At 60.9% G+C, this 26,192-nt stretch carries 21 protein-coding genes and 1 tRNA gene; 14 read left to right on the plus strand and 8 right to left on the minus strand.

The window, feature by feature from the left end; genetic code table 11:
- Both NW827_RS07515 and NW827_RS07520 read left to right on the plus strand, forming a co-directional pair.
- Positions 1-1,172 (plus strand): hypothetical protein (locus NW827_RS07515; protein WP_414503511.1); only part of this gene is annotated, 1,172 nt, incomplete at its 5' end.
- 260 nt (positions 1,173-1,432) lie between these two features.
- Positions 1,433-3,115 carry an ArnT family glycosyltransferase gene (locus tag NW827_RS07520; protein ID WP_414503512.1) on the plus strand — a complete coding sequence of 561 codons (1,683 nt, stop codon included), beginning with the start codon at positions 1,433-1,435 and terminating at the stop codon, positions 3,113-3,115.
- 169 nt (positions 3,116-3,284) lie between these two features.
- Here NW827_RS07520 and NW827_RS07525 read toward each other — a convergent pair.
- Positions 3,285-3,364: transfer RNA gene (locus tag NW827_RS07525), tRNA-Leu, on the minus strand.
- Positions 3,365-3,550: 186 nt separating this feature from the next.
- On the opposite strand from NW827_RS07525, the gene NW827_RS07530 reads away from it, so the two are divergent.
- Both NW827_RS07530 and NW827_RS07535 read left to right on the plus strand, forming a co-directional pair.
- Positions 3,551-3,802 carry a hypothetical protein gene (locus NW827_RS07530; protein ID WP_414359631.1) on the plus strand — a complete coding sequence of 84 codons (252 nt, stop codon included), beginning with the start codon at positions 3,551-3,553 and terminating at the stop codon, positions 3,800-3,802.
- Between the two features lie 197 nt (positions 3,803-3,999).
- Positions 4,000-4,557 (plus strand): carboxymuconolactone decarboxylase family protein, encoded by a 558-nt coding sequence (locus tag NW827_RS07535; RefSeq protein ID WP_414503513.1) that lies wholly within the window; start codon positions 4,000-4,002, stop codon positions 4,555-4,557.
- Between the two features lie 67 nt (positions 4,558-4,624).
- Here the strand turns inward: NW827_RS07535 and NW827_RS07540 are convergent, their stop codons facing one another.
- The gene (locus NW827_RS07540) at positions 4,625-4,930 is read right to left on the minus strand and encodes a DUF3288 family protein (RefSeq protein WP_414359633.1); all 306 of its coding nucleotides are present in this window, start codon (positions 4,928-4,930) and stop codon (positions 4,625-4,627) included.
- 152 nt (positions 4,931-5,082) lie between these two features.
- Between NW827_RS07540 and NW827_RS07545 the strand changes: the two genes are divergently transcribed.
- The 4 genes from NW827_RS07545 to ndhI are packed head-to-tail and all read left to right on the plus strand — an operon-like array spanning position 5,083 to position 8,329.
- Complete coding sequence (locus tag NW827_RS07545) at positions 5,083-6,267, plus strand: NAD(P)H-quinone oxidoreductase subunit H (RefSeq protein ID WP_414360059.1); 1,185 nt, start codon at positions 5,083-5,085, stop codon at positions 6,265-6,267.
- Positions 6,268-6,297: 30 nt separating this feature from the next.
- Entirely contained in the window at positions 6,298-6,501 is a 204-nt protein-coding gene (locus NW827_RS07550; protein WP_414359634.1) for a hypothetical protein, read from the plus strand.
- 53 nt (positions 6,502-6,554) lie between these two features.
- Complete coding sequence (gene nuoH / locus NW827_RS07555) at positions 6,555-7,676, plus strand: NADH-quinone oxidoreductase subunit NuoH (RefSeq protein ID WP_414403098.1); 1,122 nt, start codon at positions 6,555-6,557, stop codon at positions 7,674-7,676.
- Between the two features lie 29 nt (positions 7,677-7,705).
- On the plus strand, positions 7,706-8,329 hold the full coding sequence (gene ndhI, locus NW827_RS07560) for an NAD(P)H-quinone oxidoreductase subunit I (protein WP_414359637.1): 624 nt from the start codon (positions 7,706-7,708) through the stop codon (positions 8,327-8,329).
- Between the two features lie 112 nt (positions 8,330-8,441).
- On the opposite strand, the gene NW827_RS07565 is transcribed toward ndhI, so the two are convergent.
- On the minus strand, positions 8,442-9,869 hold the full coding sequence (locus NW827_RS07565; RefSeq protein WP_414503514.1) for a right-handed parallel beta-helix repeat-containing protein: 1,428 nt from the start codon (positions 9,867-9,869) through the stop codon (positions 8,442-8,444).
- 326 nt (positions 9,870-10,195) lie between these two features.
- Between NW827_RS07565 and NW827_RS07570 the strand changes: the two genes are divergently transcribed.
- Positions 10,196-10,567 carry a rhodanese-like domain-containing protein gene (locus NW827_RS07570; RefSeq protein WP_414372446.1) on the plus strand — a complete coding sequence of 124 codons (372 nt, stop codon included), beginning with the start codon at positions 10,196-10,198 and terminating at the stop codon, positions 10,565-10,567.
- 4 nt (positions 10,568-10,571) lie between these two features.
- Here the strand turns inward: NW827_RS07570 and NW827_RS07575 are convergent, their stop codons facing one another.
- Positions 10,572-11,840, minus strand: a complete 1,269-nt coding sequence (locus NW827_RS07575) for a dihydrolipoamide acetyltransferase family protein (RefSeq protein ID WP_414404504.1) — start codon at positions 11,838-11,840, stop codon at positions 10,572-10,574.
- A 69-nt stretch (positions 11,841-11,909) separates the two neighbouring features.
- Positions 11,910-14,360 (minus strand): phosphoenolpyruvate synthase, encoded by a 2,451-nt coding sequence (ppsA, locus tag NW827_RS07580; RefSeq protein WP_414404503.1) that lies wholly within the window; start codon positions 14,358-14,360, stop codon positions 11,910-11,912.
- Positions 14,361-14,627: 267 nt separating this feature from the next.
- On the opposite strand from ppsA, the gene NW827_RS07585 reads away from it, so the two are divergent.
- The 3 genes from NW827_RS07585 to NW827_RS07595 all read left to right on the plus strand — a co-directional run bounded on the left by NW827_RS07585 (position 14,628) and on the right by NW827_RS07595 (position 18,092).
- On the plus strand, positions 14,628-15,617 hold the full coding sequence (locus NW827_RS07585) for an RluA family pseudouridine synthase (protein ID WP_414503515.1): 990 nt from the start codon (positions 14,628-14,630) through the stop codon (positions 15,615-15,617).
- Positions 15,618-15,785: 168 nt separating this feature from the next.
- Complete coding sequence (locus NW827_RS07590) at positions 15,786-17,513, plus strand: alkaline phosphatase D family protein (RefSeq protein ID WP_414503516.1); 1,728 nt, start codon at positions 15,786-15,788, stop codon at positions 17,511-17,513.
- Positions 17,514-17,822: 309 nt separating this feature from the next.
- Positions 17,823-18,092: a hypothetical protein gene (locus tag NW827_RS07595; protein ID WP_414404500.1), complete on the plus strand. Its 270-nt coding sequence runs from the start codon at positions 17,823-17,825 to the stop codon at positions 18,090-18,092.
- 79 nt (positions 18,093-18,171) lie between these two features.
- Here NW827_RS07595 and NW827_RS07600 read toward each other — a convergent pair whose 3' ends face one another.
- From NW827_RS07600 to NW827_RS07610, 3 genes are all read right to left on the minus strand, one after another.
- Positions 18,172-20,466 (minus strand): glycosyltransferase family 2 protein, encoded by a 2,295-nt coding sequence (locus NW827_RS07600; protein ID WP_414404499.1) that lies wholly within the window; start codon positions 20,464-20,466, stop codon positions 18,172-18,174.
- A 61-nt stretch (positions 20,467-20,527) separates the two neighbouring features.
- Entirely contained in the window at positions 20,528-22,474 is a 1,947-nt protein-coding gene (locus tag NW827_RS07605; protein WP_414503517.1) for a cellulose biosynthesis cyclic di-GMP-binding regulatory protein BcsB, read from the minus strand.
- Between the two features lie 138 nt (positions 22,475-22,612).
- Positions 22,613-22,993 carry a cupin domain-containing protein gene (locus NW827_RS07610; protein ID WP_414360062.1) on the minus strand — a complete coding sequence of 127 codons (381 nt, stop codon included), beginning with the start codon at positions 22,991-22,993 and terminating at the stop codon, positions 22,613-22,615.
- 291 nt (positions 22,994-23,284) lie between these two features.
- Here NW827_RS07610 and NW827_RS07615 point away from each other — a divergent pair, with 291 nt between their 5' ends.
- Together NW827_RS07615 and NW827_RS07620 are read left to right on the plus strand one after the other, a co-directional pair.
- Positions 23,285-24,865, plus strand: coding sequence for a hypothetical protein (locus tag NW827_RS07615; RefSeq protein ID WP_414404497.1), 1,581 nt, complete (start codon positions 23,285-23,287; stop codon positions 24,863-24,865).
- The gene (locus tag NW827_RS07620; protein ID WP_414404496.1) at positions 24,862-25,971 is read left to right on the plus strand and encodes a hypothetical protein; all 1,110 of its coding nucleotides are present in this window, start codon (positions 24,862-24,864) and stop codon (positions 25,969-25,971) included. The genes NW827_RS07615 and NW827_RS07620 overlap by 4 nt, the downstream gene beginning before the upstream one ends.
- Positions 25,972-26,192: the final 221 nt, after the last annotated feature.

Genomic DNA, 26,192 nt, shown 5'->3' on the forward strand with positions numbered 1-26,192 from the left:
TTCACTTCCTGCAGCCAACTTCGATTGTCCGCCGCATCAAACAGCAGGCACAGCAAGCGATTCTCAGATCCCTGGCTTCCCGGCCTGCCCAGTTCCTACTTGCCAGACGACCCTCTGCGCCAGAGCCTTACTCGACAGCCCAGCAGCGCTGCCTGGCGGCTCTAGATGAGATCAAAACCATCGCCACCAGTGCTCTGCATCAGCAGGAGGGGGTTATCCTTCTAGAGGCCTTGGATAGCCTGAAGGCCCTGTGGCTATTCTATGCCGAGCACAAGGCGCACCTGCCCTGCTCCTGGTTTCTCCTGACCCCCGCGCTGCGGCGGGATCCCGACTTTGCCTCGGTGGATGAGCGGCTATTGAGCCAGATCGAGGCGGAGGGATCCTGGCTGGAGCTGAAGATCCTGCGGCAGTATCAGGCTCTGTTTGCCGAGGGGCTAAATGGCATGCGCCAGGTGAGCACCCTGGTAGCTATCCACACACGGGATCTGGGGATCCGGGCTCTGCAAAGCCAACAGCTTCGGCTGGTGGAGTGGGTAATCAAGTTTTTCAACACCTACCTACGGGCCGTCATCAACGCACGAGATATCCGCAGCGGCTACAACCTGCTCAAGCAGTACCGTCTGCTGGCCGAGGCTGCTTTGCGCCAGCGGCAGCCGGCATTGGTTTTGCAGATAGTCAGCCATTTTCGCTACTACAGCCTGGTGGCCTACAAGGCCGGCCTCTTTTTCCTCTGCGAAACCTTTGGCTTTGACCTGGGCGTTTTGGCCCAACTGAGCTGTGCGCTGCAAGCGGAAACAACAGAGGCCATCCTGCAGGTCTTGTTGCGCCTAGATCAAGACCCGGAAAGCGAGCAGCAGGAAGCCACCCTACGCGGGATCCGCAAAACCCAAGTCCGCTTGGCAGCCTATTTCCTCAGTTGTGGCCGGGAGGATTGGGCGAGGCTGATCTATCAGGACATGCAGCACGAGCCCTTGGCCCGCCTTCAGATCATCCGCCAGGAGCTCCTCTCTACGGTGGCAGAGTTTTGGGAATTTACCGACCGGGGGGAGAACTTCTACTACCTGGAGCCTGCCCTGCAACCCTATGCCGAGCAGTTTTTTGACTGGTTTCAGGGACTGACCTCACTGGTAGATGGGCTAGAGAGTACCTCTGGATCCCTGGAGCTTCCGTGAGCTACCCGCGCTTATGCCGACCCAGAGAAGGTGGGGGCTTAAGGGTTCTGTTCCGCTGGCGAGTCGGCAAGCCAATCACGGCTGGTTTACCCACAGACCCACAAGTGCCCTCACCTTCGCAGCGTTAAAGTCTGCGTCTTTTTGCTAGCCTCAACCGGCATTACCGACAGAGGACAGGGCTCCTACGGATTTTGGCTGGAAAAAGGCCAGATCTCCTTCGGTAGCGTCTAGTCTGGTTAGAGCTGCCACTTGCTGCCGTCATGCGTCCTTCCGGCAACCCCAACCGTCTAAGCAGTACTTCTTTTGTCCAGTTTCGCCGCGACCCAAACCTGCTGTCCTTTTGGGGCCTGAGCCTGTTGATCACGGGCCTGGCGGTGCCCCTGTTTGTGCTTTCGGGGGCGGATCCCAGCTTGGCTGGCTGTGACGAGAGCTTTTATGCCCAGATGGCCCGCGAGCTGCTGCGGGGAGGCAACTGGCTGGGGCCAACTTTTCTGGGGGAGCCCTTTTTTGAAAAACCTCCCCTGCTTACCTGGAGTGTGGCCCTCAGCTTTGCCCTCTACGGCGTAAACGAGTGGGCGGCGCGGCTGCCCGGGATCCTAGCGGCTCTGCTTTCTATTCCCCTCATTGGCTGGATTGGGCGGGCCTTTTTGCCAACCCGGGCAGCCCTGCTGGGCATGGCGGTTTTACCCCTCTGCTACCTCTGGGTGCAGCAGGGACGGCTGGTGGGGCAGGACGTGCCCCTAACCTGCCTAGAGCTCTTGGGGATCCTGGCCCTAGTCAACGGCAGCCGCGGCCACCGGCGCTGGTTTTGGTTGGTGGGGGTAGCCTTTGGGCTGGGCCTCTTGATGAAGAGTGCCATGATCCTGCTGCCGGGGGTTGCTTTGATCCCCTACCTGTGGCAGCAGCGGCGGCATTGGCTGGGATCCAGCTCTTTTTGGCTGGGGATGTTGCTGGGCCTGGGGATCTTTGGGCTCTGGCTGGTGCCGGCTATGGGGGTGTATGGCGCAAAGGTGCTGGCCACCTTGGTGGGGAAGGTATGGGATCTGGGGCGAGAACCCTTCCATGCCGATGCCACCGGCTGGTACTACTTTTGGCACCTCCCGATCCACGGCTTCCCTTGGACGGTTTTGGCCTTGGTAGGAGGCTGGCTGCTGCTGCAGCAAAAGCCGGGATCCACCCTGCTGGTTTGGTCTTTCCCCCTGCTGCTGTTTTTGCTCTTGCAGCTCTACCCTACCAAAACGCCCTACTACACGGTACAGCTCTATCCCTGGCTGGCTCTCCTGGCAGGAGTGGCCCTGGATCAAGCTCTGCCGTTTCCGCTCCGCACCGGCTCGGTGGCAACAGCGGGACGAGGTTCTTTGCGGGACAGGCCCCACCTGGCCCAGGTGCTCTCCTGGGGGCTGGCGGCGGTGGGGACCCTGCTTTTGGGTTTGGGAGTGGCCGTCAGGCGGGATGTCGAGGGATTGGAGCTGCTCCAACCCCACGCCTGGTCGTTGGTGGCCATTGGTCTGTTGTATCTGCTCTTGCCGGCAATCTGGAGCTGGCGGCGGGTGCTGCACTATGCTGGTGAACTTTGGGTGGGTACGCTCCTAGCTGCCAGCATCCTCACCATGGTCAGCATTGTTCTGCGGCCTGACTTTGGCAATTTCAATCCCGCCTTCGCTCAGATGGACTGGAAACAGATGCTGGGCTCTGCCGACCCCGATTTTCCCGTGGTAGACATTGGCCGCAGCGGCCTGCCGGATGTCTGTCAAGCCCAGGCCCTCGCCTTCTACACCCCTAACCCCGGGCGATGGGTGGATAACCAGGCCCTACGGGCAGGGGAACATGGGGATTACCTCTGGGTCTCCCCTGTCCAAGCTCAGCAGCTATCGCTCCAGGAGCTGGGGCTACAGCCTTTGGCTGAGGTGGAGGGCTGGCAACTGGTGCGCCGTTCGAGTTAAGCCAGCGGCAAGCTTTCCCCCTCTCCCTAGCGAAATCACAAGCTGCTGGGCTGACGTTTAACCGAAACAGCCCAGGCAACCTAGAGAAGGATCCCGTCAACTTTTCTTCCTTCCCCCTCGTGGCGAGGGCAGCCGCTTCCCAAGGGCCGAAGCCAGAGACGCTTTGCTATGGGCAAGGTCGGATTCGAACCGACACGGTTTCCCGCCGCATTTTGAGTGCGGTGCGTCTACCAGTTCCGCCACTCGCCCAGCTGGATCCATTATCGTACTGAAGGGACAGAGCCCCGTCAACTTTGCTGCCCCAAGCTGTCCGATAGGGGATCCCCGCCGATGTTGGTTAGTCTGACTCCGGCCAAGCCCCCGCAATCTGCCCGATACTCGGCACTCTTTTGGGGCATTCTAGATCTAGAACTAGCGATTTGCAAGGGACCCCCCATGATCCGACTTTTGGTGGCTGCTGCCGTGGTGCTGGTGGGCTTTCTGCTGGTCAACCGCCTCTACCGCAATCCGCTGAGCTCGGAGCCGAGGCCGGAACAGGCCAGCCCCGAGGCCGCCCAGCAAGGGATCCCTCAGGGAGGGCCACTGCAGATCTACCAGTCGCGGGAACAGCTTCAGCAAACCCTCAACCAAGGGGCCACGGCCACGCAGCAGCAGGTGGAGGCCCTCGAGCAGTCCTTGGGGAATTGAGTGGGGGCTTGCAAACAGGGCTGCCGTCCGGCTTGACGGTGGGGCCGGGAAAGCCCGCACCCTCAGAAGGCTTGAAGCTTACTCCTCAGTGGGAGGAGGGATCCCCAAGAAAGCAGCCAGAGCAGCGAAGGGAAGGCTTGGGCAGATTCCCCAAACGCGCTAAAGTCGAGAATGCTGCAATTTTAGATAGATCCTCCATGCGGATCCCTCCTGTTCCCCCAGAAAAAGCCGATAAGCAACTGCAGAAGGTTTACGAAAGCCTGGAGAAAACCTACGGCACTGCCCTCAACCCGCTACAGGTGATGGCCCATAAGCCGCAACTGATGCGGGCAGTGATGAACCTTTACGGGGCGCTGCACACGGAAAACCCCAACCTGCCCGCGGAGCTGAAAGAACTGGTTAGCATCCGCATTGCCCAGATCAACGGCTGCCGTCACTACTGCCTGCCCTACCACACCCTGCAGGCCCAAAAGTACGGCGTCTCGCCGGCCAAAATTGCAGCGGTAGCCCAGGCCCGCACCAGCCCCCTTTACACCGAGGCGGAAAAGCTGGCCATTGAGTACGCCGAGCGGATGACTGTGCCTAGTATGGTGGTAACCGACAGCTTCTTTGCCCGTCTCAAAGCCATTTGGTCGGACGAGGATCTGGTGGAGCTCTCGGCCTGGATTGGCTTTATGAACTTCTGGACCAAGGTCATCGCTGCTTTGGATGTGCCCTTGGATCCCATCTTTGCCGAGCAACTTCGTGCTTCCTAGCCAACAGCCAGTGGCCGGAACCCCCCATCTTGCTGGGAGAAAGGCAAGCAAGGCTCCCAACCCTGCCCTAAGCCCAGTCATCCCGTGTGCTGAAGCTGTGGCCATACACCTGGCCGCGAGCGTGGATCTGGCGGGTGCGGGCAAATAACTCTTCTTCACTTAGGCCCCACTGTTCCAGGATCTGATCCAAATCCCGCTGCAGATCCCAGGCACCGGGGAAGCCGCAGTAACGGATGCGCAGACGGGCTACTTCCGCCAGGGCCCAGTCGGAGGGAGGGTTGGCCATCAGCTCATTGAGGAGAGCTCGATCGGTATGGTATTGCGGATGTTGCTGCTCACCTCGAGAGAAGCCATCGGCAGGGGAACCGGTCATCGCCCTTCCTCCTTTTTTTCCTACTCTAGCCAAGCTCAATGGCGAGGATTGGGATCCTTGATGTCTACAGCCACCGAGAAAAAGTAGGAAAGCCGCTATACTGCAAGTGTTGCAGAGTATAAACCTGAGCTGCGGAGGTGGCGGCCATGCCCATGCCCATGATCGAGACCCGTACTGATCGGATGCTGCTCAACTTTGGGCCCCACCACCCCTCTATGCACGGGGTCTTGCGCTTGCTGGTTACCCTTGATGGCGAAAACATCGTCGACTGCGAGCCCGTGATTGGCTACCTGCACCGCGGCATGGAAAAAATTGCCGAAAACCGCACCGTGGTGCAATATCTGCCCTACGTCTCCCGCTGGGACTATGGGGCCGGCATGTTTAACGAGGCCATTACTGTCAACGCCGTCGAGAAGCTGGCCGGGATCAGCGTGCCCAAGCGGGCCAGCTACCTGCGGGTGATTATGCTAGAGCTGACCCGCATTATCAACCACCTACTCTGGTTTGGCCCCTTCTTGGCAGACTTGGGTGCCCAAACCCCCTTCCTCTACGCCATGCGGGATCGGGAGTGGATCTTGGACCTCTTTGAAGCCGTCACCGGCATGCGCCTCATCAACAACAACTACTTCCGCGTTGGGGGCGTAGCGGTGGATTTGCCCTACGGCTGGACGGAAAAGTGCCTCGATTTTTGCGAGTACTTCCTGCCCAAAGTGGATGAGTACGAGCGTCTGGTCACCGACAACCCCATCTTCCGCCGCCGCCTGGAAGGGGTGGGCGTTATCTCCAAGCAGGACGCCATCAACTGGGGCCTCTCGGGGCCGATGCTGCGCGCCTGCGGCGTCAACTGGGATCTGCGCAAGGTAGATCACTACGAGTGCTACGACGACTTCGACTGGGAGGTGGCGGTTTACCCCGAAGGAGACTGCCTAGCCCGCTACCGGGTGCGCATGAAGGAGATGCGCGAGTCCTGCAAAATTGTCCAGCAGGCAGTGAAGGCCCTGCCCGGCGGTCCCTTTGAAAATCTGGAGGCCAAGCGCATGCTGGAGGGGCCGAAGTCAGAGTGGAACCAACTGGACTATCAGTTCATTAGCAAAAAGCCCTCGGCCAACTTCAAGATCCCCAAAGGGGAAGCCTACGTGCGAGTGGAGAGCGCCAAAGGGGAACTGGGCATTTACATTGTTGGCGACGACAGCGTCTGTCCTTGGCGCTGGAAAATTCGTCCGCCTGGCTTTGTTAACTTGCAAGTTTTGCCTCAGCTGGTTCGGGGCATGAAGGTGGCCGATATGATTGCTATTTTGGGCAGCATCGACATCATCATGGGGGAGGTGGATCGCTAAAATACTGCTAGGAAAGCGAGGACAAAGGCGATGGCCTGGGCGATCCTGGTTCTGCCGCTTCTGATCGTTGTAACTATTGCTGCAATTATCGGCCCCAAGCAGTGGGCCAAGTACCAAGAAGAAAGGCGTCGCCGTGCTGAGCAGCTCTCCGATGCCCGCCTCCAGGCCATCATTGAGCAGGAGCTACGCCGCCGCTACCGTCCTCCCCAGTCGGATCTCAACAATAAGACCTAGTCAGGGATCTAGGGTTTTTTGAGCCCACTGTCTTTAGGAAGCTACTTCACTCCATGACCACTACTGGTATTGACTTACAGCGCAGCTTTGAGACCGCCTTGCAAAACTTGGGGCTGAGTCCAGGCGCTGCCCACGCTCTGTGGATACCTCTGCCCATGTTACTCATGGTCATCGCTGCCACCCTGGGGGTGATGGTCATGACCTGGTTGGAGCGCAAAATCTCGGCGGCAGCCCAACAGCGAATTGGCCCCAACATGGCCGGCCCCCAGGGGGTACTGATCCCGATTGCTGATGGCATCAAGCTGCTGACGAAGGAGGATGTGCTGCCCAGCCTGGCTGACCCGGTTTTGTTCACCCTGGGGCCGATCCTGGTTTTCTTACCGGTCTTTTTGTGCTACCTGGTGGTTCCCTTTGGCCAGAACCTGTTGATCTCCAACATTGCCATTGGCGTCTTTTTCCTAATCGCCACCTCCAGCGTGCAGCCCATCGGCTTGTTGATGTCCGGCTACGGCTCCAACAACAAGTACTCTCTGCTGGGGGGGCTGCGGGCGGCAGCTCAGTCAATTAGCTACGAGCTGCCCCTGGCCCTGTCGGTGCTGGCAGTGGTGCTGATGAGCAACGGCCTAGACACCGTGGGGATTGTGGAGCAGCAAAGCGGGCTGGGGATCCTCAGTTGGAATGTCTGGCGGCAGCCGATTGGCTTTGTCATTTTCTTGATCGCGGCCCTGGCAGAAACGGAGCGGATCCCGTTCGACCTGCCGGAGGCAGAGGAAGAGCTGGTGGCTGGCTACCACACCGAGTACTCCGGCATCAAGTTTGCCCTGTTTTACCTAGGCTCCTACGCCAACTTGCTGCTGGCTTCCCTGATGGCGGCGGTGTTGTACCTGGGTGGCTGGTCGTTTGTGGTGCCGGTGGAGATGATCGCCGCCTGGCTTGGGATCCCGTTGGACAACCCCTTTTTGCAGATTGGCGCGGCGGTCTTAGGGATTCTCATGACGATGGTCAAGGCTTTTATCTTTGTGTTCTTGGCCATCCTCCTGCGCTGGACAGTGCCGCGGGTGCGCATTGACCAACTGTTGGACTTGGGGTGGAAATTTCTGCTGCCTGTCTCGTTTGTGAACTTGCTGTTGACGGCAGCCTTGAAACTTGCCTTCCCCGCCTTTTTCGGGGGTTGAATGAGAGTACAAGAGAGAGGAAAGCGACTATGACTTTTCTAAAGCGAGTTGGCGAATACGTAAGCGACGCTTTCAAAGCAGCCAAGTACATCGGCCAGGGAATGGGGGTGGTTTTCGACCACATGAACCGCCGGCCCGTAACTGTTCAGTACCCCTTTGAGAAATTGATCCCCTCCGAGCGCTTTCGGGGACGCATTCATTTCGAGTTCGATAAGTGCATTGCCTGCGAGATCTGTGTTCGGGTTTGCCCCATCGACCTGCCGGTGGTGGACTGGGTCTACAACACCGAGCTGAAGAAAAAAGAACTCTATAGCTACAGCATTGATTTTGGAGTGTGTATTTTCTGTGCCAATTGCGTCGAGTTTTGCCCCACCAATTGCCTCTCGGTTACCGAAGATTATGAGCTAGCCACCTACGACCGCCACGAACTGAACTACCACCAGGTGGCGCTGGGCCGTCTGCCTTCCAAGGTCACGGAAGATCCGATGGTGACGCCGCTGCGGGAGTTTGCCTACTTGCCCAAGGGGGTGATCGATCCCCATGAGCTGCCTGCCGGATCCCAGCGGGCTGGCAAGCGACCGGAGGAGATTCTGGCGGAGATGAAAGCAGCTAAGGAAAAAGAAGCAAAAGCTGCTACAGAACAGCCCGCCTAGCAGGAGCAGTCAAGTCATAACCAGTCTCTGTGAACAAGAAAATACCTGACCGCTACTCATCTTCACCCTAAACGGCAGCCATCGCGCCAGCAGGCCAAAGGCCCTGTCTAGGCTAGTTTACTGAGATAGCTGGACCGAAGTTGAAGTAGGTAGTGCTGCCAGGATTGGTGGTGTTGTCAAAGATGTTCAGCGTCGTCCCGCCCACTGTGATTGGCTGTGGCGAGGGGATGGCGGGCGTTATCCGGATCTGGCCACCGAAGGGGATGGTGAAGGGCTCAGGGAAGGTGGCCACGTTGCCTGCCACTGAGGTGGAGGTGGCGATGACCGTGCCGTCGGCCAGGCGGATGGTGACTATCGCGTCGGCAGGCAGCCCCGGAATGGTGACCTGCAGGCCTGCAGGACTTGGAGTTGGTGTCGGCGTAGGCGTGGGTGTGGGCGTGGGCGTAGGTGGAGGTGTCAGTGTCGGTGCCGGGGGAACTGTGGGTGTGGGTGTTGGCGTGGGCGTTGGCAGGGGTGTCGGCGTGGGCCTTTGCAGGGGTGTCGGCGTGGGTGTGGGACTTGGCGTCGGCGTAGGCGTGGAGTCGTCTGTGCCAATCCTTTCAGCAAAGTTGCCCTGGAAGCCGTTGCCAGCCAAGTAAGCGGTAGCTACTGCCGCTGGCGTGCCAGGGGCCACCTGAATGGCTACCCCTGCGCCCTCGCCCCGGGCTAGGAACGTATTTCCGGCAATGGTGCGGGCTTGGGTTCCTTGCAAGATGCGAATGCCGACGCTGCCGGCTATCCTGCCCACAACAATCCGGTTGGATTGAATGATCGGAACTGATCCGGCTCCATCCAGTTGGATCCCAGTGGTGGCGCCCCTAGCTGTCTGGCGAGCCTGCAGCGCCAACCCAGCAGTCGTAGGTGGATCCCCCTCGATTTGGTTGTTGCGGAAAACCCCGCCGGAGTTGTCACTGTAGCGAACCCCCAAAGCTCCCAAAGCTTGCAGAAGGATTGCGTTGTTCTCCAGGAGCGGATTACTCCCTGGCACAGTGCCAACACCTACGCCTCCTGTCTTGCTGACAGTGACCGAGATGCTGGCGACGCGACCATTGCCCGAGATCTGCACACAGGGATCCGAAAACTGCTGGCAAAAAACCTGGGCCAATTGGTTGACAGCTCCCTCCAAAACGGCGGCATTACCGTTGACCAAAATGTTGGAGCTGGGGCTATTGAGGGTAACCTTGCTGGGCTGAAAGGTGCCATCGTTTACCTGAATCTTTCCGCCTTCCAACACCACCTCCACCCCTTGCAGGCTGGTTTGGCTAGCTACGATGACATTGAACAACCCGGCCAGAATCTCGTAGGCAGCAGAGCTGGTAATCCGAATCCGCCCGCCATTGGTGCCGTCACCTCCATCCAGGGCCAGGTTCTTCTCCAGTCTCTCCTTGCCCGCTCCCAAAATCTCAATCAGCACCTCCAGGCCGGCTGTAGCACTTTGCAATCGCTGCGCCTCTGCCACGGCATCGGCCAACTTAGTGAAGGGGCCCTTGGCCGGATCCACCCTTAGAATGACAGGCTCCCCAGTCGGCGGCGGCAGAGGAGGAGAGTTGCCCGCGCCTCCCCCACAGCCGAAAGCGATCCCTGCCAACAGAGGCAGCAAGAGGGAACGGGTTCGCCAGGTGGATCGGGATGCTTGGCCGTTTCTAGGAAGGGATCCTTTCATCATTGGAAAATCCTTGGCAAATTCCTATCAGTCAAACGTATCAGAAGTGCAGACACCTGGAGCCCTGATAACCCCCTAGGATCTAATCCTCGTCCTGCACCAATTACAAGTACAAGTAGCCCAGGGCAGAAGCTGAGGCGGTATATCCTGAGAAGAAAGCCCAGATGGGGTTACAGATGGCCATGGCCGCTTCCGTTCGCTCGATTACACCCCAAGAACTGGCCGCCCGCCTGCGCGATCCGGAGGCCGGCCCCCTGCAACTCATCGATGTGCGGGAACCGGCAGAGCTGGAGCTGGTCAACCTCAGCGCCCTTGGCTTTCGCCACTACCCCTTGAGCTGTTACAAAGAGTGGAGCGAGCGAATCTTGAGGGAGCTGGATCCCCATTGCCCAACCTTTGTCCTCTGCCACTATGGGATCCGCTCTGCCCAGGTGAGCGAGTGGTTGCAGGCCAACGGCTTTACCCAGGTCTACAACATTAGCGGTGGCATCCACGCCTGGGCCCTTGCGGTGGATCCCACCCTGCCCACCTATTGAACTTCTACAGCGTCAGGGATCCCACCTTTTGCTCCAACAACTGGGCTAGATCTTGCAAGAAAGCTGCGGCGTGGGCACCGTAGATGACGCGGTGATCGCAGGTAAGGTTAACCTGCATCTGGGAGCGGATGGCGATGGCTCTTTCCGGCGTGGCCACCACGGTGGGGCGAGCAGCACCAATGGCCAAGATGGCCCCTTGGTTGGGGGGCAGGATGGCGTCGAAGCGATCCACCCCAAACATCCCCAGGTTGGAGAGGGTAAAGGTGCCGCTGGTGTACTCCTCCGGCTGCAGTTGCTTGCGCCGCGCCCGCTCCACCAGATCCTTCCAACGCCGTGAGAGTTCGTACAGGTCAACTCGGTTGGCCTGTCTGAGCACAGGGGTAATTAGGCCCCCGTCTTCCATGGCCACCGCCACGGCGATGTTGATGTCGGCTTTGTAGTGGATCCCGTTTTCGGTGTAGCTGGCGTTGAGGAGGGGGTGCTTTTCGAGAGTGAGGGCCACAGCCTTGACCAAAAGGGCCGTCAGCGTTACCCCCTTGGGCTTCACCTGTTGGTAAAGCTGATCCAGGCTGTCGGTGGTAATGGTGTAGCCGACGTGGAACACCGGCACGCCCAGGCTGGCGTTCATGTTGCGCACCACCGCCGCCTGCAGGGTGCTCAAGGGAACCACTTCTCCCAGGGGCGCAGAAACGGGGGGAGGAGTGACCGAGGAGGGAGCTGCCACCCGCGGGGAGGCAGACTGAGCTGCGGCCCGCTCCACATCTTCGGCTACGATGCGCCCACCAGGACCGGAGCCGCGCACCGTGCGCAGGTCAACCCCCAGGCTTTCTGCCAATTTTTTCGCCCGTGGGGAAGCCAGGATGCGCTGGGATCCGGCTCCGTCGGAGCCACTTGGGGGCGCGGAGGGGGGGCTTGCTGCAGGCGCAGGGGTTGGCCGTTGAACGGTGGGGACAGAGGCCGCGCTAGGGGTAGCCGCCGGCGCAGCACCCTTAGAGAGGGCCTTGGCTCTCTCCTGGGCCTCGGCCAGCTCCGCTTCGGTTTCAGCAATGAGGGCGATGGGGGCGCCCACCGGCGCCGACTCCCCGGCTGGGATGAGGATGCTGGCCAGAATGCCGCTGTGGAAGGACTCCACATCCATGTCTGCTTTGTCCGACTCCACCACCAGGATGTTTTCCCCTTTCTCCACTCGGTCGCCGGGGTTCTTCAGCCAGGCAACGATCTTGCCCGTTTCCATGGTGGAGCTGAGGGCCGGCATGGAGAGTTCGTGGATCATGGCGGGGGTGGCAACACAGCAGAGAAGATTGTAACCCAGCAGACGGGATCCCGGCGCAGTCCCCTGGGCCTAGTGGGCGCCGGCAGCTTCCGCCTCGGCCACCACCAACAGGGTTTTCAGCAGGGAATCGGGGTTGAGGCTGATGGAGTCGATCCCCTGCTGCACCAGAAAGCGGGCAAAGTCAGGGTAGTCGCTGGGGGCTTGTCCACAGATGCCGATTTTGCGCCCGTGGCTTTTCACCGTCTGGATCACCTGGGCAATCATCCGCTTGACGGCCTCGTGGCGCTCGTCAAAGAGATGGGCCACCAGGGCTGAGTCGCGGTCCAACCCCAGGGTGAGCTGGGTGAGGTCATTGGAGCCGATGGAGAAGCCGTCGAAGATCTGGCAGAACTCGTCGGCCAGGATGACGTTGCTGGGCAGCTCGCACATGACGTACACCTGCAGGCCGTTTTCCCCTCGCACCAGGCCGTGGCGGGCCATCTCCTCCAGCACCTTGTGCCCCTCTTCGGGGGTGCGGCAGAAGGGGATCATCAAGATAACGTTGGTCAGGCCCATCTCGTCCCGCACCCGTTTCATGGCCCGGCACTCCAGCGCAAAGCCATCGCGGTAGCGGGGATCCGTGTAGCGGGAGGCGCCCCGCCAGCCAATCATGGGGTTTTCCTCGTGGGGCTCATAGCGGGATCCGCCCAGTAGGTGGGCGTATTCGTTGCTCTTGAAGTCCGACAGGCGCACAATCACCGGCTTGGGGTAGAAGGCAGCGGCGATGGTGGCCACCCCCTGGGCCAGCTTGTCTACAAAGTACTCCGGCTTGTCGGCATACTGGGCGGTGAGCTCCGCCAGGCGCGGCTCCTCCTTGACCGCCTCGTTGTAGTGGATTAAGGCCAGAGGGTGCACCTGGATGTGGTTGGCGATGATGAACTCTAGCCGCGCCAGACCCACGCCGTCGCAAGGGATCTCGCTCAGGCCAAAGGCTTTTTCCGGGTTGCCCACGTTCATCATCAGTTGGGTGCGGGGGCGGGGCAGCTCCTCTAGCGGGATCTCCGTCACCTCATAGGGCAATAGACCGGGATAGACGCGCCCTTCCTCCCCTTCGGCGCAGGAGACGGTGATGGGATCGCCGGAGCGGAGCACCTGTGTGGCGTTGCCGCAGCCAACAATGGCCGGGATCCCCAGCTCACGGGCAATGATGGCCGCATGGCAGGTTCTGCCCCCCTGGTTGGTGACGATGGCGCTGGCCTTTTTCATGATTGGCTCCCAGTCGGGATCGGTTTTCTCCGTCACCAGCACCTCGCCAGCCTGGAACTGATCCGAGCGGCGCACATCCAAAATGACGCGGGCTGTGCCCTGGCCGATGGCCTCTCCCACCGCCCGTCCCCGCACCAGGGGGTCTGGGCGCGCCTCCGTCTGCGTAAAGCGGTAGGTCTTGAGGCGGTTGGTGGCCTTTTGGGATTGCACCGTCTCGGGGCGGGCCTGGACGATGAACAGCTCGCCCGTGATCCCGTCTTTGGCCCACTCGATGTCCATGGGGGTGAAGCGGCCCCGCAGCGCCGAGTAGTGCTCTTCGATGAGGCAGGCCCAGCGAGCCAGCTCTAGGATCTCGTCGTCCTGCAGGGCATATTGGCGGCGCAGGCTCTCGGGGACGGGCACGTTTTTGGTGGAACGGGATCCCTCCTCGTCGTAGACCAGCTTCAGGGCCTTGCTGCCCAGCTTCCGGGAGAGGATGGGGCGCAGCCCCTGCTTTAGGGTAGGTTTGAAGACCACGTATTCGTCGGGGTTGACGATGCCTTGCACCACGTTTTCCCCCAGCCCATAGGCAGCGGTGATCAACACCGCGTCTTTAAAGCCCGTTTCTGGGTCGATGGAGAACATCACCCCCGAACAGGCCAGGTCGGAGCGCACCATCTTCTGCACCCCCACCGAGAGGGCCACCTGGAAGTGGTCAAAGCCCTTGATCTGGCGGTAGGAGATGGCCCGGTCGGTAAACAGGCTGGCAAAGCAGCGGTGGCAGGCATTCAGCACTGCCTGGATCCCGTGCACGTTGAGGTAGGTCTCCTGCTGGCCGGCAAAGCTGGCATCCGGCAGGTCTTCTGCTGTGGCGCTGGAGCGCACCGCCACATCGGTATCGGGGCCGTAGCGCTCGCACAGCTTCTGGTAGGCTTCGCTGATGGCCTGCTCCAACTCTGGGGGGAAAGGCGTCTGCAGGATCAAGGTGCGGGCGGCTTTGCCCCGCTCGCGCAGGTTCCGCACATCCTCGATATCGAGGTCTTTGAGGATCTCCCGCAGCTTCTCCTCGAGGCCGCCTGCAGCGATGAACTGGCGATAGGCATGGGCAGTGGTGGCAAACCCCAGGGGCACGCGGATCCCTTTGGGGGTCAACTGCTGCAGCATTTCCCCTAGAGAGGCGTTTTTCCCACCCACCTGGGCCACGTCCCGCAGCCCCACCTCTGTGAGGGGCACAACCAAGGGTGGCTCTGAGCCAAGCTGGTGGTGAGAGGATCCCAGCGCTACTCCATCCGACATGCCTTGTCTCCTTATGCCCATCAGAGCAAGCGTGAATTAGTTGTGGGTAGCAGAAAGACCTTTTCCAGCCAGGATCTGGCCTGGCTTTAAGGAGTCTACCCCCACTAGTGTACTGAGGGTTTTCCTGGGGCTAGAATCCCGGCACAACGCCCCTAGAGACGGCTGAGATGGGGAGGAGACAAAGGCAATCTCGCTAGGATCCGGCTGAAAAAGCTGCCACAAATCTTCGCCCTTTTTTACCTAATGCAAAAGAACCGCTCTGCCACAATGTTTTCAAAGCAGCAGTTTGCGGAAACAGGGCAAATGGAAGGCCCCAGGGATCCGGCGGCAGCAATTCGCCAGGTAAGAGTGACGGAAAAACAGCAGGGCTTGCGGCTGGATCGCGGGTTGGCGGAACAACTGCCGGAGCTGTCGCGCTCGCGCCTGCAGCAGCTCATTCGCCAGGGCCAGGTTTGGCTCAATGGGCGGCCCTGCCTGGATAAGGATCGCCCCCTGCAAGCCGGGGATGAGATTGAGGTGCGGATCCCGCCAGCCACCCCTACAACTCTGGAGCCGGAGCGGATCCCCTTAGACATCCTCTACGAAGATGAGGATCTGCTGGTCATCAACAAGCCGCGCGGTCTGGTGGTGCATCCTGCTCCTGGACATGCCAGCGGCACGCTGGTGCACGCATTGCTGGCCCACTGTCCTCGCCTTTCCGGGATCAACGGCGAGCTGCGCCCAGGGATCGTCCATCGCCTCGACAAGGACACCACCGGCGCCCTGGTGATTGCCAAACACGATCAGGCCCACCAGCATCTGCAGGCCCAGATCCAGGCCAAGACGGCTCGGCGCATCTACCTAGGGGTGGTGTTTGGCCGGCCAGCCCAGAGCCAAGGCACGATCTCTGCCCCCATTGGCCGCCACCCGGTGGAGCGGCAGAAGATGGCGGTTTTGCCTCCCGGCCAAGGGCGAGCGGCGGTAACCCACTGGCAGGTGCTGGAGCGATTGGGCAACTACACCCTGATGCAGTTTGAACTGGAGACCGGCCGCACCCATCAAATTCGGGTGCATGCCGCCCACCTGCGCCTGCCCATTGTTGGGGATCCCCTCTATACCCAGAGCAAAACCAGCCCCGTCAAACTCAGCGGCCAAGCTCTCCACGCCTGGAAGCTCTCCTTTGTCCACCCGCGCACTGGCCAGCCGCTGCAGTTTACTGCCCCCCTGCCGGAAGAGTTCGAGCGGCTGCTGCGGCAGTTGCGCAGCCAGGTTGGGTAGGGATTCAAGCTGCCAAGGGTTGCAAAAAGCTAGGACAGGAAGGTCAGCGTTCTTAAACAGAAGCTAACCCAGTTTTCACCAGCCCACAACCTCAGTTCAAGCCCAAAGATGTTTGACTGGGGGCAATTGGCTATGGTTGCGGATGCTGGCGTTGCGGAGGCTAGCCTTATGAGTTCCCTGAGTTCCCGTCGCTTTTTCCTGCAGTTGCTGATGTTTGGCGGTGGGGCAGCCGCCCTAGCCGCCTGTGGGGGCACCTCCAGTTCCTCTATCCCGCCCCTGGGAGAGCCGGGATTTCCCCAGGGGGTGTTTGCCGGGGATCCCACCTCCGAGGGGGCGGTGCTTTCCACGCGGGTGGTGCCGGCCAGCAGCGTGGATACGGTGCCTGTGACGCTGCAGGTGGCGGAAAATGCCGAGTTCAACCCCATTCTGCAGCAGGTTGCGCTAACTGCCCGCCGCGTGGCCGGTCGCAACTACCGCACCGAGCCGGGCGACTACATTGCCCGCGCCGTTGTTACCGGCCTGAGGCCGGCGCAGCGCTATTTCTACCGTTTTGTTAGCGACGGGTTTACCAGCCCTGTGGGCCAGTTCCGCACCCTGCCGGCTCCAGGCGATGGGCGGCCCATCCGCTTCTTGCACATTAGCTGCGCCAACGAACCTCCTTTCCCCATTGGGGCGGCCCTGTTGGCAGAGGTTAACCGCGGCGATATTGATTTCATCGCCTTCAACGGCGACACCGTTTACGCGGATCGCTTCTGGCTGGGGCTGGATCCGGTACCGACGCTGGAGTTTTACCGCAGCCTCTATCGGGATCAGCGGGATCCCCAGTATGCCGGGCCGGAGTTTGCGCAGTTGTTCGGTCGCACCTCCTTTGTCGTTAACTGGGATGACCACGAGGTGATTGACAACTACAGCGGCCAGAAGGCCCGCGGCGGCCGCGCCGTCCAGCTCAACGACGCCACCGGGCAAACCCGCGATGTGGAAGATCTCAGGGTGCTGGGCTACCAAGCCTTTTTTGAGTACAACCCCATCACCCCCAACTTGACGGATGTACCGGGGGTAGATAGCCGGGATCGGGTGTTTCGCAGCTTCCGCTACGGTGCCAACGCCGAAGTCTTTATCCTCGATCTGCGCCAGTACCGCGACTTGGCTGCTGTGACCCCGATCCTGCCCATTTTGCCCCCTGGCTTGACCCGGCAGCGCTTTTTGGAACTGGCCGGCCTCCGCCTCACGCCCGAGCAGGAGACCCTCTTCTTCGGCCCGCCGGGATCGGAAGAGGCGCTGTTTAACCTGCTGCGCCGCACGCCGCGCATTCTTTTGGGAGAACCCCAAAAGCAGTGGTTGTTCAACGGCCTGCGCAGCTCCACCGCCACCTACAAGTTCATCGTCAGCGAGTTTCCCATCACGGTGACCTATTTCCGCTCCAACGACGTCTGGGAGGGCTACTGGCTGGAGCGGCAGGAGGTGATCGACTTTATTGAGCGCAACAACATCCGCAACGTGGTGTTCCTGAGTGGCAACAACCACGCCGGCTTCATCGGCCAGGTCAACCCCGGCAGCAGCAACCCCATCTGGGAGGTGTGGACTGGCCCCACCGGGCGCAGCGTGACCGCCTTGAGCATCGACGAGCTGGGCAGCCAACTGGGGATCCCCAACGCCAGCCGCCTCTACTACCGGATTGTGAATGGCTTTCTCGCCCCTGTGAACCCTGCCAATCCAGAAGTGAGCGGGATCCCTGGCGTAACGACAGGCAACCTGCGCTTTTTGGAGCTGGCGGTGCCCAACTACACCGTCATCGAAGTCTCCGACAGCCGCTGCACCCTTCAGGTCAAGGGCCCCACCGGCAGTGTCCTCACCGATCCCCTCGGGCGCCGCGGAGAACTGGTGCTGCCCCAGTGAGTCAAGGGCTTTGGGCAGGTTTTCTCAGTCTCATTCTGATCGAAATTCAGGGATCCCTGCGCAAGTTGGGATCCCTTTTTGTAACTCTTTTTTGCAGCTTGTAAGGAAGATGTCGGCTGTGATCGCAATCAGCCAGGAAGCGAAAACCTTAATGCTAGCGTGTAGGTGCGGGCAGGGATCCCTGTTGCGGTAAAGGAAACTTCATGGAAGGAGGAAAATCCGATGATTTCTCTGCGGGGTTGGCTGGCAGCGGGCATAATCGGGGCGGCTGCAACTCTGGGTGGTGGTGAAGCGTGGGCCCAAAGGAGCTTGTGGTTACTGAACGGGCAATCGACCTGGATTGGAGGCTACTTCTACCAGGGCGAGAACATCTGGGCCGAGTGCGACCTCGACTGCCACGACGTGGATCTGGTGCTTTACGATCGCAACGGTCGGTGGGTAGCCGAAGATACGCTCTTGGACGATCTTCCCATCGTCCAGGCTCCCTATGAGGGCAGCTTCGCCGTCCAGGTGATCATGGCCGGCTGCCGCCACCCACGCGGCTGTGCTGTCGTCGTCGATTCTGACTACGGCTTCTAGCGCTTCCCTCACCCCTAGCCCCTCTCCCTCTGGGAGAGGGGAAGTAGGTACTGCCTGCTGTAGGGATGAAGGGGGCTGCCTAGGCGGGTTTGTGGCTGGCTTCCTGCACTTTGGCGTGGGTGAATTTGCTTAGGCCATGGATGGTTTTTTCCCAGTAGAAGGGCTTGGTAAAAAGCTGCCACAGGGCCATGTAGGCTGCAATGGAGTGCAGTTGCCAGTAAATGGGGTTGAGAAGAGCATAGAAAGCCAAATCGTAGTAGCCCCGCCGAAAAACGGCCACCAAGTTCAAGTAGATCCCAATGGCATTGCCCACCAAGAGGTTAAACAAGCCCAAGTAAATTAGCCAACTGGGAAAAATGTTTTGCAGCCAATGGGCGCGGGTGAGCAGCCAGTAGAAAAACAGCAGCCACATGATGGGGCTGGTGAGGAAGGTGAAGAAGCTGCCGCCGATAAAAAATTGGTAGGCCAGCCAGTTCTTGAGGCCCAGCTTGCGCAAAGAGCGCAGCGGGTTGCGGTTGTGCACCAGCCAGGTCTGCATATAGCCTTTGATCCAGCGGGAGCGCTGCCGGATCCAGTTTTTAAGGGCGCAGTTGGCCTCTTCGTAGGTGGTGGAGTTGATCACCCCCACTGTGTAGCCGTGCTGGCTGGCGCGAATGCCCAGATCGGCATCTTCGGTGACGTTAAAGGGATCCCATCCCTGCAATTCCCGCAGGCGGTCGGTGCGGAAGTGGTTGCTGGTGCCCCCCAGGGGAATGGGCATTTTCAAGGTTTCCAGGCCCGGCAGCAGGTAATCAAACCAATAGGAATACTCCAGGGTAAACATGCGGGTGAGAAAGTTCTCGTTGCGGTTGAAATAGTTGAGGGCCGCTTGAACGCAGACCAAGCTGGGATCCCCTTTTTTGAAGGCAATGATGGCTTTTTTCAGTTGATCCGGGTCGGGGATGTCTTCGGCGTCGTAGATGGTGAGGTATTCGCCGCGGGCAAAGGCCAGGCCGTAGTTGCAGGCTTTGGGCTTGGTCTTGGGCTTGCTATCCGGCACGATCAACAAGCGCACGTAGCGGGGTGGCTTGGCGGCGCGGGCGGCCTCGATGGTGGCCTGGTCGTTTTCTTCCAATAGGATCAGCACGTCCAAGCGCTCGTGGGGGTAGTCCAGCTTGGAGAGGGAGTTGATGAGAATCGGCATCACCTCCGGCTCTTTGTAGACCGGCACCAGGATGGTGTAGATGGGCAAGCTGTGGTCATCGAGGGCGGCCACTTCCTCGTCGGTAATCTGGTGGAAGCGATCGGCGGATCCCACGAGGCTAAGCAGGAACTTGAAGAGAATCGAAGCAACGTAGAAGAGGTTAATCAAAAGTACTAAGATCGTCAGGGTTGTCCAGGGGGCGCTGGCCAAGCCCCACAGCAGCAGCAGCAGCAGGCCATAGCCGACGGCAATTTGCGAGGGGGTAAACACCCGCGAGGCCGATTCCTCCGGCAGACGGGTCAGCAGCTTGTACACCGCCTCTTGGCTAAAGCGGGATCCCTGATCTTGGCTGAGGAGCTGGGTGATATCTTGCTCGGTGCCCAGCACCTTTTCTATCCGCAGCCCTGGCCGCCAACTGTAGAGCAGCTCGTCCACCGCCCAGTCCAGGGGGTCGTTGACCATCACGGTGAGGGTATTCTCGTCGCTCCAGCTCAGGGGGTAGAAGAGGTGGCGCATCATCAATTCCGGATCGAACTGGCGGCTCAGGCTCTCGTCCCGGTAGAGCAGCCCTGTTCCCATTAGCTCCGAGACGGAAGGGTAGCCCAGCAAATGGGCCAGAATACTGAGATACTCGCGGGTGGAGAGGTAGCTCAGCCGGGTCAGCACCTGCCCCAGGCTGGATCCGGTGCGGCGGCGGATCTCTAGAGCCTGCTGCCACTGCTCCAGGGTGAGACGGCTGCCCAGCAGCTCAGCAGCCAGCTTGCGCTCGAGGATAACTGTCAAGATCTGTTTTTCGGTGGCCGGGATCTCCCACAGCTTTTCGGCCTCTGGGCAAAGGCGTTTCACCGCCTGCCAGACGCCGGGATAGCCGGGTTCTTCCGTGGCCACCACAACGGTTTGCGGGTTGAGCCAGCCACAGGGCAAAAAGCGCACTGGCAGGAGATCGCTGGGTTCCACTAGCCAAGGCAGCTCTAGATCTAGAGGCTGCTTGAGCAGCCAGTCCCGCAGCTTGGGCCGATCCAAAATCTGGCGACACAGGTCGGCAAACTTGCCGGGATGCATGACCCGCAAGCTCCAGAAAGCCCTGGGCAAGGAGCAGCCCACCTCTTCCCGGTACTCCTCCGCTGCCGCCAGTTGCTGACGGGTGAGATAGCCCGCGCGCAAAAGCGAGGACTTGAGGGACTGGAGCATGGCCTAAAACCCGCGGCTTGGCTCAAGTCTGGCTCAACCGCAAGCCCATGCCCAGCCCCCCCTAGGAAGGGAGGGGCGACTCGGGGGGGCGGGCCAAGCGGCGATAGACATTCCAGGCTCCTACTGCCAATAGAATAGCCAGCAGCAGCACCAGCCAATAGCGGTATTGCCACAGCAAAAGCTGCCAACTGAAGCGGCCTGGGTAGCGCACCCGGTAGCCTTGGGGGGTGAGATCCCAGCTCTGCACCTGGGTGAGGGCGGGAGTGGCGGCGTAGGAGGTGAGCACATTTCCCTGCAGTTGGTTGGCCAGGCGGGTGCGTGGATCGGCAAGGCCGCGGCTGAGGCGCTCTGCCAGGGCCGGATCAGATCCCCACCAGGACAGCCAAAGGGTGGGCCTGCCTTGGAGCAAAAAGTACTGCAAGAGGCCGAGGTTTTCCTGGGGTTGGGCGGCCAGGGCCACCTGGTGGTTCAAGGGGTTGAGGATCTCGAACTGGGATCCCAGCCGGATGGGGCTGTAAGGGAGCTCCACCTGCTCCGGGGCAGCGACAAGGATCTGCCAGGCGAAGTCGCCTGTTTCCAGTTTGGTCTTTTCCTGGGGCAGAAACTGAAGGGTGGGCAGGAGCGGTCGGGCGGCCAGCCGACTCAAGGCCCCCACCAGGTAGGCGGCAGCCGGCAGCCATTGGGGATCCCCCAGCCAAACCCGTCCGGATCCCTGCAGCACCGCCGGGATCTCCTGCAGCTCGCCGCTGGGGGCTTGGTAGCCGCTCCAGAGAAAGCCGGAGCTATCCGAGCGCACCTGAACCGTCAGCGGCGTCAGGGATCCCTGGCAATTGCCGGGACTGGCCCCGTAGTCAAAGCGCAGCTCCAGTTGGTTGAAGCGGCGCAGCAGGCGGGTGGGCAGGGTCACGGTCTCGTTGAGCTGGCTGCGACCGGTGAGGTTGTAGGTGCGCAGCAGAACGCCGTTCAAGAACACATAGCCCGTCAGGCGATCCCCGGCCCGACCATCCACCGGGTTCATGATCACATCCAGTTGGGCCGCCAGATCCCGCGGGCGCCCCCCCAACTGCGCCAGGTTGAAGTTAAAGACCAAGGACTGGCTGCCAAAGCCCCGCAGCAGGGGATCCACGATCCCCAACTCCCGCAAGCTGAGGCGGTTGGCCTTGAGAGCCCGCTCCCAGTCCGCCACCGCCGCCACCCGGATGCCGCGGCTCACCAGCCCCGCCCGCTTCCACTCTTCATAGAGGGCAAGAATGGCCTCCCGGCGGGCGGCCACCCGCAGCCGCGATCCCTCTGGGGTAATCTGATGCTGCAGGTGGGGGGTAAAGTTGGCCGGCTCCAGAATTACTTGAGGCCCTTCCCCTGGACGGTTGCTCCAGAGGATGGGGGTCTGAGGGAAGAGGTGGGCCAGCAAGCTGTACAGGCCCAGCGCTGCTTCCGCCACCTCAGGAGAGGGGTTGGCGGGCACCACCAGCGTGAGCTGGGGGTACATCAGGTGCAGAAAGCCGGCCACCGTAGCATCGGGCACGCGGGGCACCAGCTCAAAAAAACTGTCCCGCCCTACCCTCAGCAGCAGGTTGCCGGTGTTGAGGTCGGCACAGATGTCGTCGCTAATGCTCAAAAACGGCTGCACCGACACCGTGATAAAGCGCTCACCCGGCGGCAGGTCAGGGATCGGCACCCGCACCACCGGCTCCTGGCGTAGATCTTGCACCAGAAAGATCCCCGCCAGCTCGTCGTTAATCAGCACCCGCACGGTAGAAGTGGGCTTGAGCACCGGCGAAGGTTCTAGGCGCAACTGCACAAAGCTGGCTTCCGGGTCGATGCCGTTGATGGGCGCAGGGACGGTGACATCCAGGCGCGGGTTGGATCCCTGCAGCAGCACCGAACGCTCATAGCCCAGCCTCTGGAAAGCAAGGGGCTCCGCCCGCACTGCCTCTGTTGGCACGCAGCAGAGCAAGCCAGCCACCAACAGTCCCCACCCTCCTCTTCTCTGCCTTACCCTAGCCATCTGCGGGATCCCTAGCCCCTGCTCCGACGACAGAAAAAGCCTACACCTGCGGCGGGGGCAGTCGCCAAACTTCTAGGAGTATATGGCGCAAGAGTGATGAACTGGCCGCAAGAGAGCCCCCCTTCTTTGGGAACTCTCCTAAGCGCGGGCGTAGTCGTCCTCAAAGCGCACGATGTCATCCTCCCCCAAGTATTCCCCGTTCTGCACCTCGATGATCACCAGAGGGATGGTGCCGGGGTTTTCCAGACGGTGCTTGGTGCAGGGGGGAATGTAGGTGGACTCGTTGGAGTTGAGCAGCACCACCTCCTCGCCCCGGGTAACGCGCGCCGTGCCCCGAACTACGATCCAGTGCTCGCTGCGGTGGTAGTGCATCTGCAGGCTAAGGCGATGGCCAGGCTTGACCTCGATGCGCTTGATTTTGTACATTGGGCCCTCGTCCAAGATCCAGAAGGCTCCCCAGGGTCGGGTCTGAGCCTGGGAGGGCAAAAGCTCCAGTGCCGGAATTGCCGCGTCGTTCATGTCCCGCACAGAGTGTAGCATTGAGGTTACACCTTGTTCCACTTCAGGGACTCTCACATCCTCACCTGCAGCGCGGTAACTTTCCATCGACCATCTTGCTGAACCCAATACGCCAAAACTCGTAGAAAAAAAAGTCTCGAGAAGGGGAATACTAACAATCCCTTGCATTCCTAATAGTTTTTGCAAAACTTGCTTTTAGGATTAACTAGGGTGTTCCAATGCCCTAGGCCGTCAAGTTTGGCGAAACTCGTTCATAGGGCATAGATGTTTGTAAACCGGCTTAAAGCTATCTTGAGACTCGTTGCGCCGGTAGGGATCCCCTTGCTGCTCCTGGCTGGCCTCTTGTGGGGGCTGAAGGAAGGCTGGGGCTGGGTGAGCCTAGAGATGCAGTTTCTTGGCTACAAGGGATCCGTAGCCGTCCTGGGGCCGGATCCGCGCCTGCCCATTGTCGGCACCACCTTTCCCCCTTCGCTGGTGCTGGCCACGGCCATTTTGGGGCGCTCGCCGCTGGTGTTGCAGGCCATTTTGGGATCCCTGGTGTTGGATTGGATGGGGCAACAGTTGCGCCGTTTGCCTGTCGGCTTGGGGTGGCGCTGGCTGTGGGGCCTGTTGCTGCTGCTGCAGCCGGCTTTGCTCCTGATGCTGCTGCGCAGCCCCGTTTGGACGGCCACCTCGCTTTTAGTGGGGGTGAACATGGCCTTGTTGTTCCCTCTGGCCAACGAGAAACAAGCAGCGGAGAAGGACGAGCTGCCGATTACCCTGCGGCTGCTGCTCATCGGGCTGGCCTTAGGGCCGCTGATGGTGCTGCGCTGGGAGAGCGGCTGGCTGTTGCCCTGGCTGGCAGGACTGCTGCTGGTGGCTTTTCGCCGCCAATCTTGGGGGTTTCGCTGGGCCTCGCTGCTGGTGGTGGGGTTTATCAGCCTGGCCCTGATCCTGAGCTGGCTGTATGTCAACTGGTTGGCGGTGGGGGATCCCTGGGCTTTTACCTACCAGGTGGGTAGCGGCCTGCGCCTGCCGCAGTTGCGGGAAGACCTGCAGCAGGCCGGCGGCTGGCGGGGGTTGGTGGAGCTGGGGAAGTGGCTGGCGGTGCTGGCCCCTGCCTATCTCCTCTTGGGGATGGGATCCCTGCTGGGCCGCTGGGTCGGGGCCTTGATCTGGGGGATACCGCTGGTGATCCTCTTGGCTTCCCTGGGGCAGGGGCTGTTTTTGCCGGAGCTGAGCCGCTTTGCTCTCGTCTGGGTGCCGCTGCCGTTGCTGATGGGGGCCTACTTAGTCCGCGGAGCCGGCCCCGGCTGGGCCAAGCGGCTGTTGATCACTGCCCTTTTGGGACTGAACTGCCTCACCGCCGGCTATGGGCTAAGCCAAGAGCCACGATTTTTGGCGCCCCTGGTGGTTGAGGAGCGGGATCTCTGGGAGCGGCTGGTGGCAGGGGTGGCGCCCCTTAGCCGTGAGTTGGAAGCGGCCCAAGACCTCTACGAAGTGACCTCCGCGGGGCAGGTCCTGGCAGCGTGGCGCCAGCAGCGGCAGGCAAAGCGCCAGGTAGGGCAATATCTCCGCCGCCACCTCTTGCCTGGCGAGAAGGTGTTGGTGGACGACGACATCCACTTTGAGGCTATCTTTTGGGCGGGGGATCCCCGCTTGTTCCTTACTCCCCACCAGTACGAGTTTGCCTTGGCCCTGCAACACCCCCAGGAGCGGGTGGACTACTTGCTGGTGGCGGGGCCGGCGGATCCCTTGCGGAGCGCCGATCGCATCCTGCAATTTTGGCCTGAGCTTACCTTTGAGGGGCTGCCGGGCTTTAGGGAGGTCTACAGCTCCCCGCAGGTGCGGCTGTGGGCCCGCCAGGCAGAGCTTGAGGAGGAGACGAGATGACCTGGAAACGGCAATGGCCGCGGCGACAGGTGCTGCAGATGGGCGGAGCGCTGCTGGCTGCCTCTGGAGTTGCCGGCTGTGGTCAGGGCTCCGAGAACGTTGCCACGGGGAACCGGAACTTGTCAGAGCTCTTGGCCCGCTGGGAGGTGGGCATTGGCGAGGATCCCGGTCGCTTCCTTTGGGAAATCGAGTCGGATCCGCAGGTGGCGGCGGTGGCGCGGGGCTGGGATCCCCATTTCTTGAGTGGCTGGCTCAACAGCTTTGACCACCGCCAGGGGGATCTCTCCTTCTGGCGCAACTGGCACCAGGCGGGCCTTTTGCGGCAGTGGTTTGAGCGGGGCTACAGCCTGCACATCATCACCTGGGAAGACGACACCACTCGCCCCTGCGGCGACTACCACCTCTCGCCACAGTTTATCCAGGACGTAGCCGAGCTGGCCGGGTATATTGCCCAAGCCAACCCCCAAGGCCGACCCACCTACTGGAGCCTGGCCACTGAGTTTTCCTACTGGCGCATCCCCGCCGATACCTACAACGCCGACACTGCCCCCTACTACCAGGCTCTCATGCGCAACGTCTTAAGAGCCCGCCAGGCCATCAAGGAGCGGCTGCCCGAGGCCGAGGTGGCCCTCTGCTGGGGCGGCTGGATTGCCACCTTTGACGATCCCCGCCGGGGGGCAGGGCGCAGCATGGTGGAGCCTTTTGCCGAGACGATGAGCCAAATGGACGGGATCGCCTTCCAGTCGATGCGCCAGCGGCGGCCGGGGGAGTTCAACCCAGAGCTCAACGGCCCAGATCCGGGTAACCCCGAGCAGATCCGCCTCTGCTGCCGTCTCTTTGCCCCCATCCACCGCAACCTGATGCTGGCCCACTACGAGCCCTCGATTAAGGACAAGCACCCCAACGGTGGCCGGGCCGACACCGTCCAAGTGGATTTTGAGATCATGAGCCGGCCCGAGTGGCTGCAGGAGGTGTCGCAACTGGGATTGCGGCGCCTGTCCCTGATGCACTATGGCCTCTACAAGGGGGATCCCTATGGGGCGCTGACGGCAGCCCGGCAATTCCGGGCCCGCGTAGGTTTGCCGGCTATTGCCCAGAGGGTGTAGGTGGATGGAGACGAAGGCCCAAAACGGAGCTCTGCAGGTACAATCCCCCTTGGCGGCGCCGTCGAGGGGGATCCCTAGATGAAGCCTTTGGCAATTGCAAGAAGCTGGCTGCTGGGCCTGGGCCTTGTCTTGGGGGGGTGGGAGCTGCCGTCCTGGGCTGGCTGCAGCTTCCCTCGCGGGGCAGGGAAAACGTTTTTCTCGCTCCGGCCCGAGGTGTACCA

Source organism: Synechococcus sp. H70.1 (assembly GCF_047502705.1).
Taxonomy (GTDB): Bacteria; Cyanobacteriota; Cyanobacteriia; order Thermostichales; family Thermostichaceae; genus Thermostichus.

Excerpts from the sequence above, each read along its gene's own strand:
- NW827_RS07570 (WP_414372446.1), top strand. The coding sequence starts at position 10,196 with ATGGGGTTACAGATGGCCATGGCCGCTTCCGTTCGCTCGATTACACCC.
- NW827_RS07605 (WP_414503517.1), bottom strand. The coding sequence starts at position 22,474 with ATGGCTAGGGTAAGGCAGAGAAGAGGAGGGTGGGGACTGTTGGTGGCT.
- NW827_RS07590 (WP_414503516.1), top strand. The coding sequence starts at position 15,786 with ATGAGTTCCCTGAGTTCCCGTCGCTTTTTCCTGCAGTTGCTGATGTTT.
- NW827_RS07530 (WP_414359631.1), top strand. The coding sequence starts at position 3,551 with ATGATCCGACTTTTGGTGGCTGCTGCCGTGGTGCTGGTGGGCTTTCTG.
- nuoH (WP_414403098.1), top strand. The coding sequence starts at position 6,555 with ATGACCACTACTGGTATTGACTTACAGCGCAGCTTTGAGACCGCCTTG.
- NW827_RS07585 (WP_414503515.1), top strand. The coding sequence starts at position 14,628 with ATGTTTTCAAAGCAGCAGTTTGCGGAAACAGGGCAAATGGAAGGCCCC.
- NW827_RS07535 (WP_414503513.1), top strand. The coding sequence starts at position 4,000 with ATGCGGATCCCTCCTGTTCCCCCAGAAAAAGCCGATAAGCAACTGCAG.
- ppsA (WP_414404503.1), bottom strand. The coding sequence starts at position 14,360 with ATGTCGGATGGAGTAGCGCTGGGATCCTCTCACCACCAGCTTGGCTCA.
- NW827_RS07610 (WP_414360062.1), bottom strand. The coding sequence starts at position 22,993 with ATGAACGACGCGGCAATTCCGGCACTGGAGCTTTTGCCCTCCCAGGCT.
- NW827_RS07545 (WP_414360059.1), top strand. The coding sequence starts at position 5,083 with ATGCCCATGATCGAGACCCGTACTGATCGGATGCTGCTCAACTTTGGG.
- NW827_RS07600 (WP_414404499.1), bottom strand. The coding sequence starts at position 20,466 with ATGCTCCAGTCCCTCAAGTCCTCGCTTTTGCGCGCGGGCTATCTCACC.
- NW827_RS07550 (WP_414359634.1), top strand. The coding sequence starts at position 6,298 with ATGGCCTGGGCGATCCTGGTTCTGCCGCTTCTGATCGTTGTAACTATT.
- NW827_RS07575 (WP_414404504.1), bottom strand. The coding sequence starts at position 11,840 with ATGATCCACGAACTCTCCATGCCGGCCCTCAGCTCCACCATGGAAACG.
- NW827_RS07540 (WP_414359633.1), bottom strand. The coding sequence starts at position 4,930 with ATGACCGGTTCCCCTGCCGATGGCTTCTCTCGAGGTGAGCAGCAACAT.
- NW827_RS07620 (WP_414404496.1), top strand. The coding sequence starts at position 24,862 with ATGACCTGGAAACGGCAATGGCCGCGGCGACAGGTGCTGCAGATGGGC.
- NW827_RS07520 (WP_414503512.1), top strand. The coding sequence starts at position 1,433 with ATGCGTCCTTCCGGCAACCCCAACCGTCTAAGCAGTACTTCTTTTGTC.
- ndhI (WP_414359637.1), top strand. The coding sequence starts at position 7,706 with ATGACTTTTCTAAAGCGAGTTGGCGAATACGTAAGCGACGCTTTCAAA.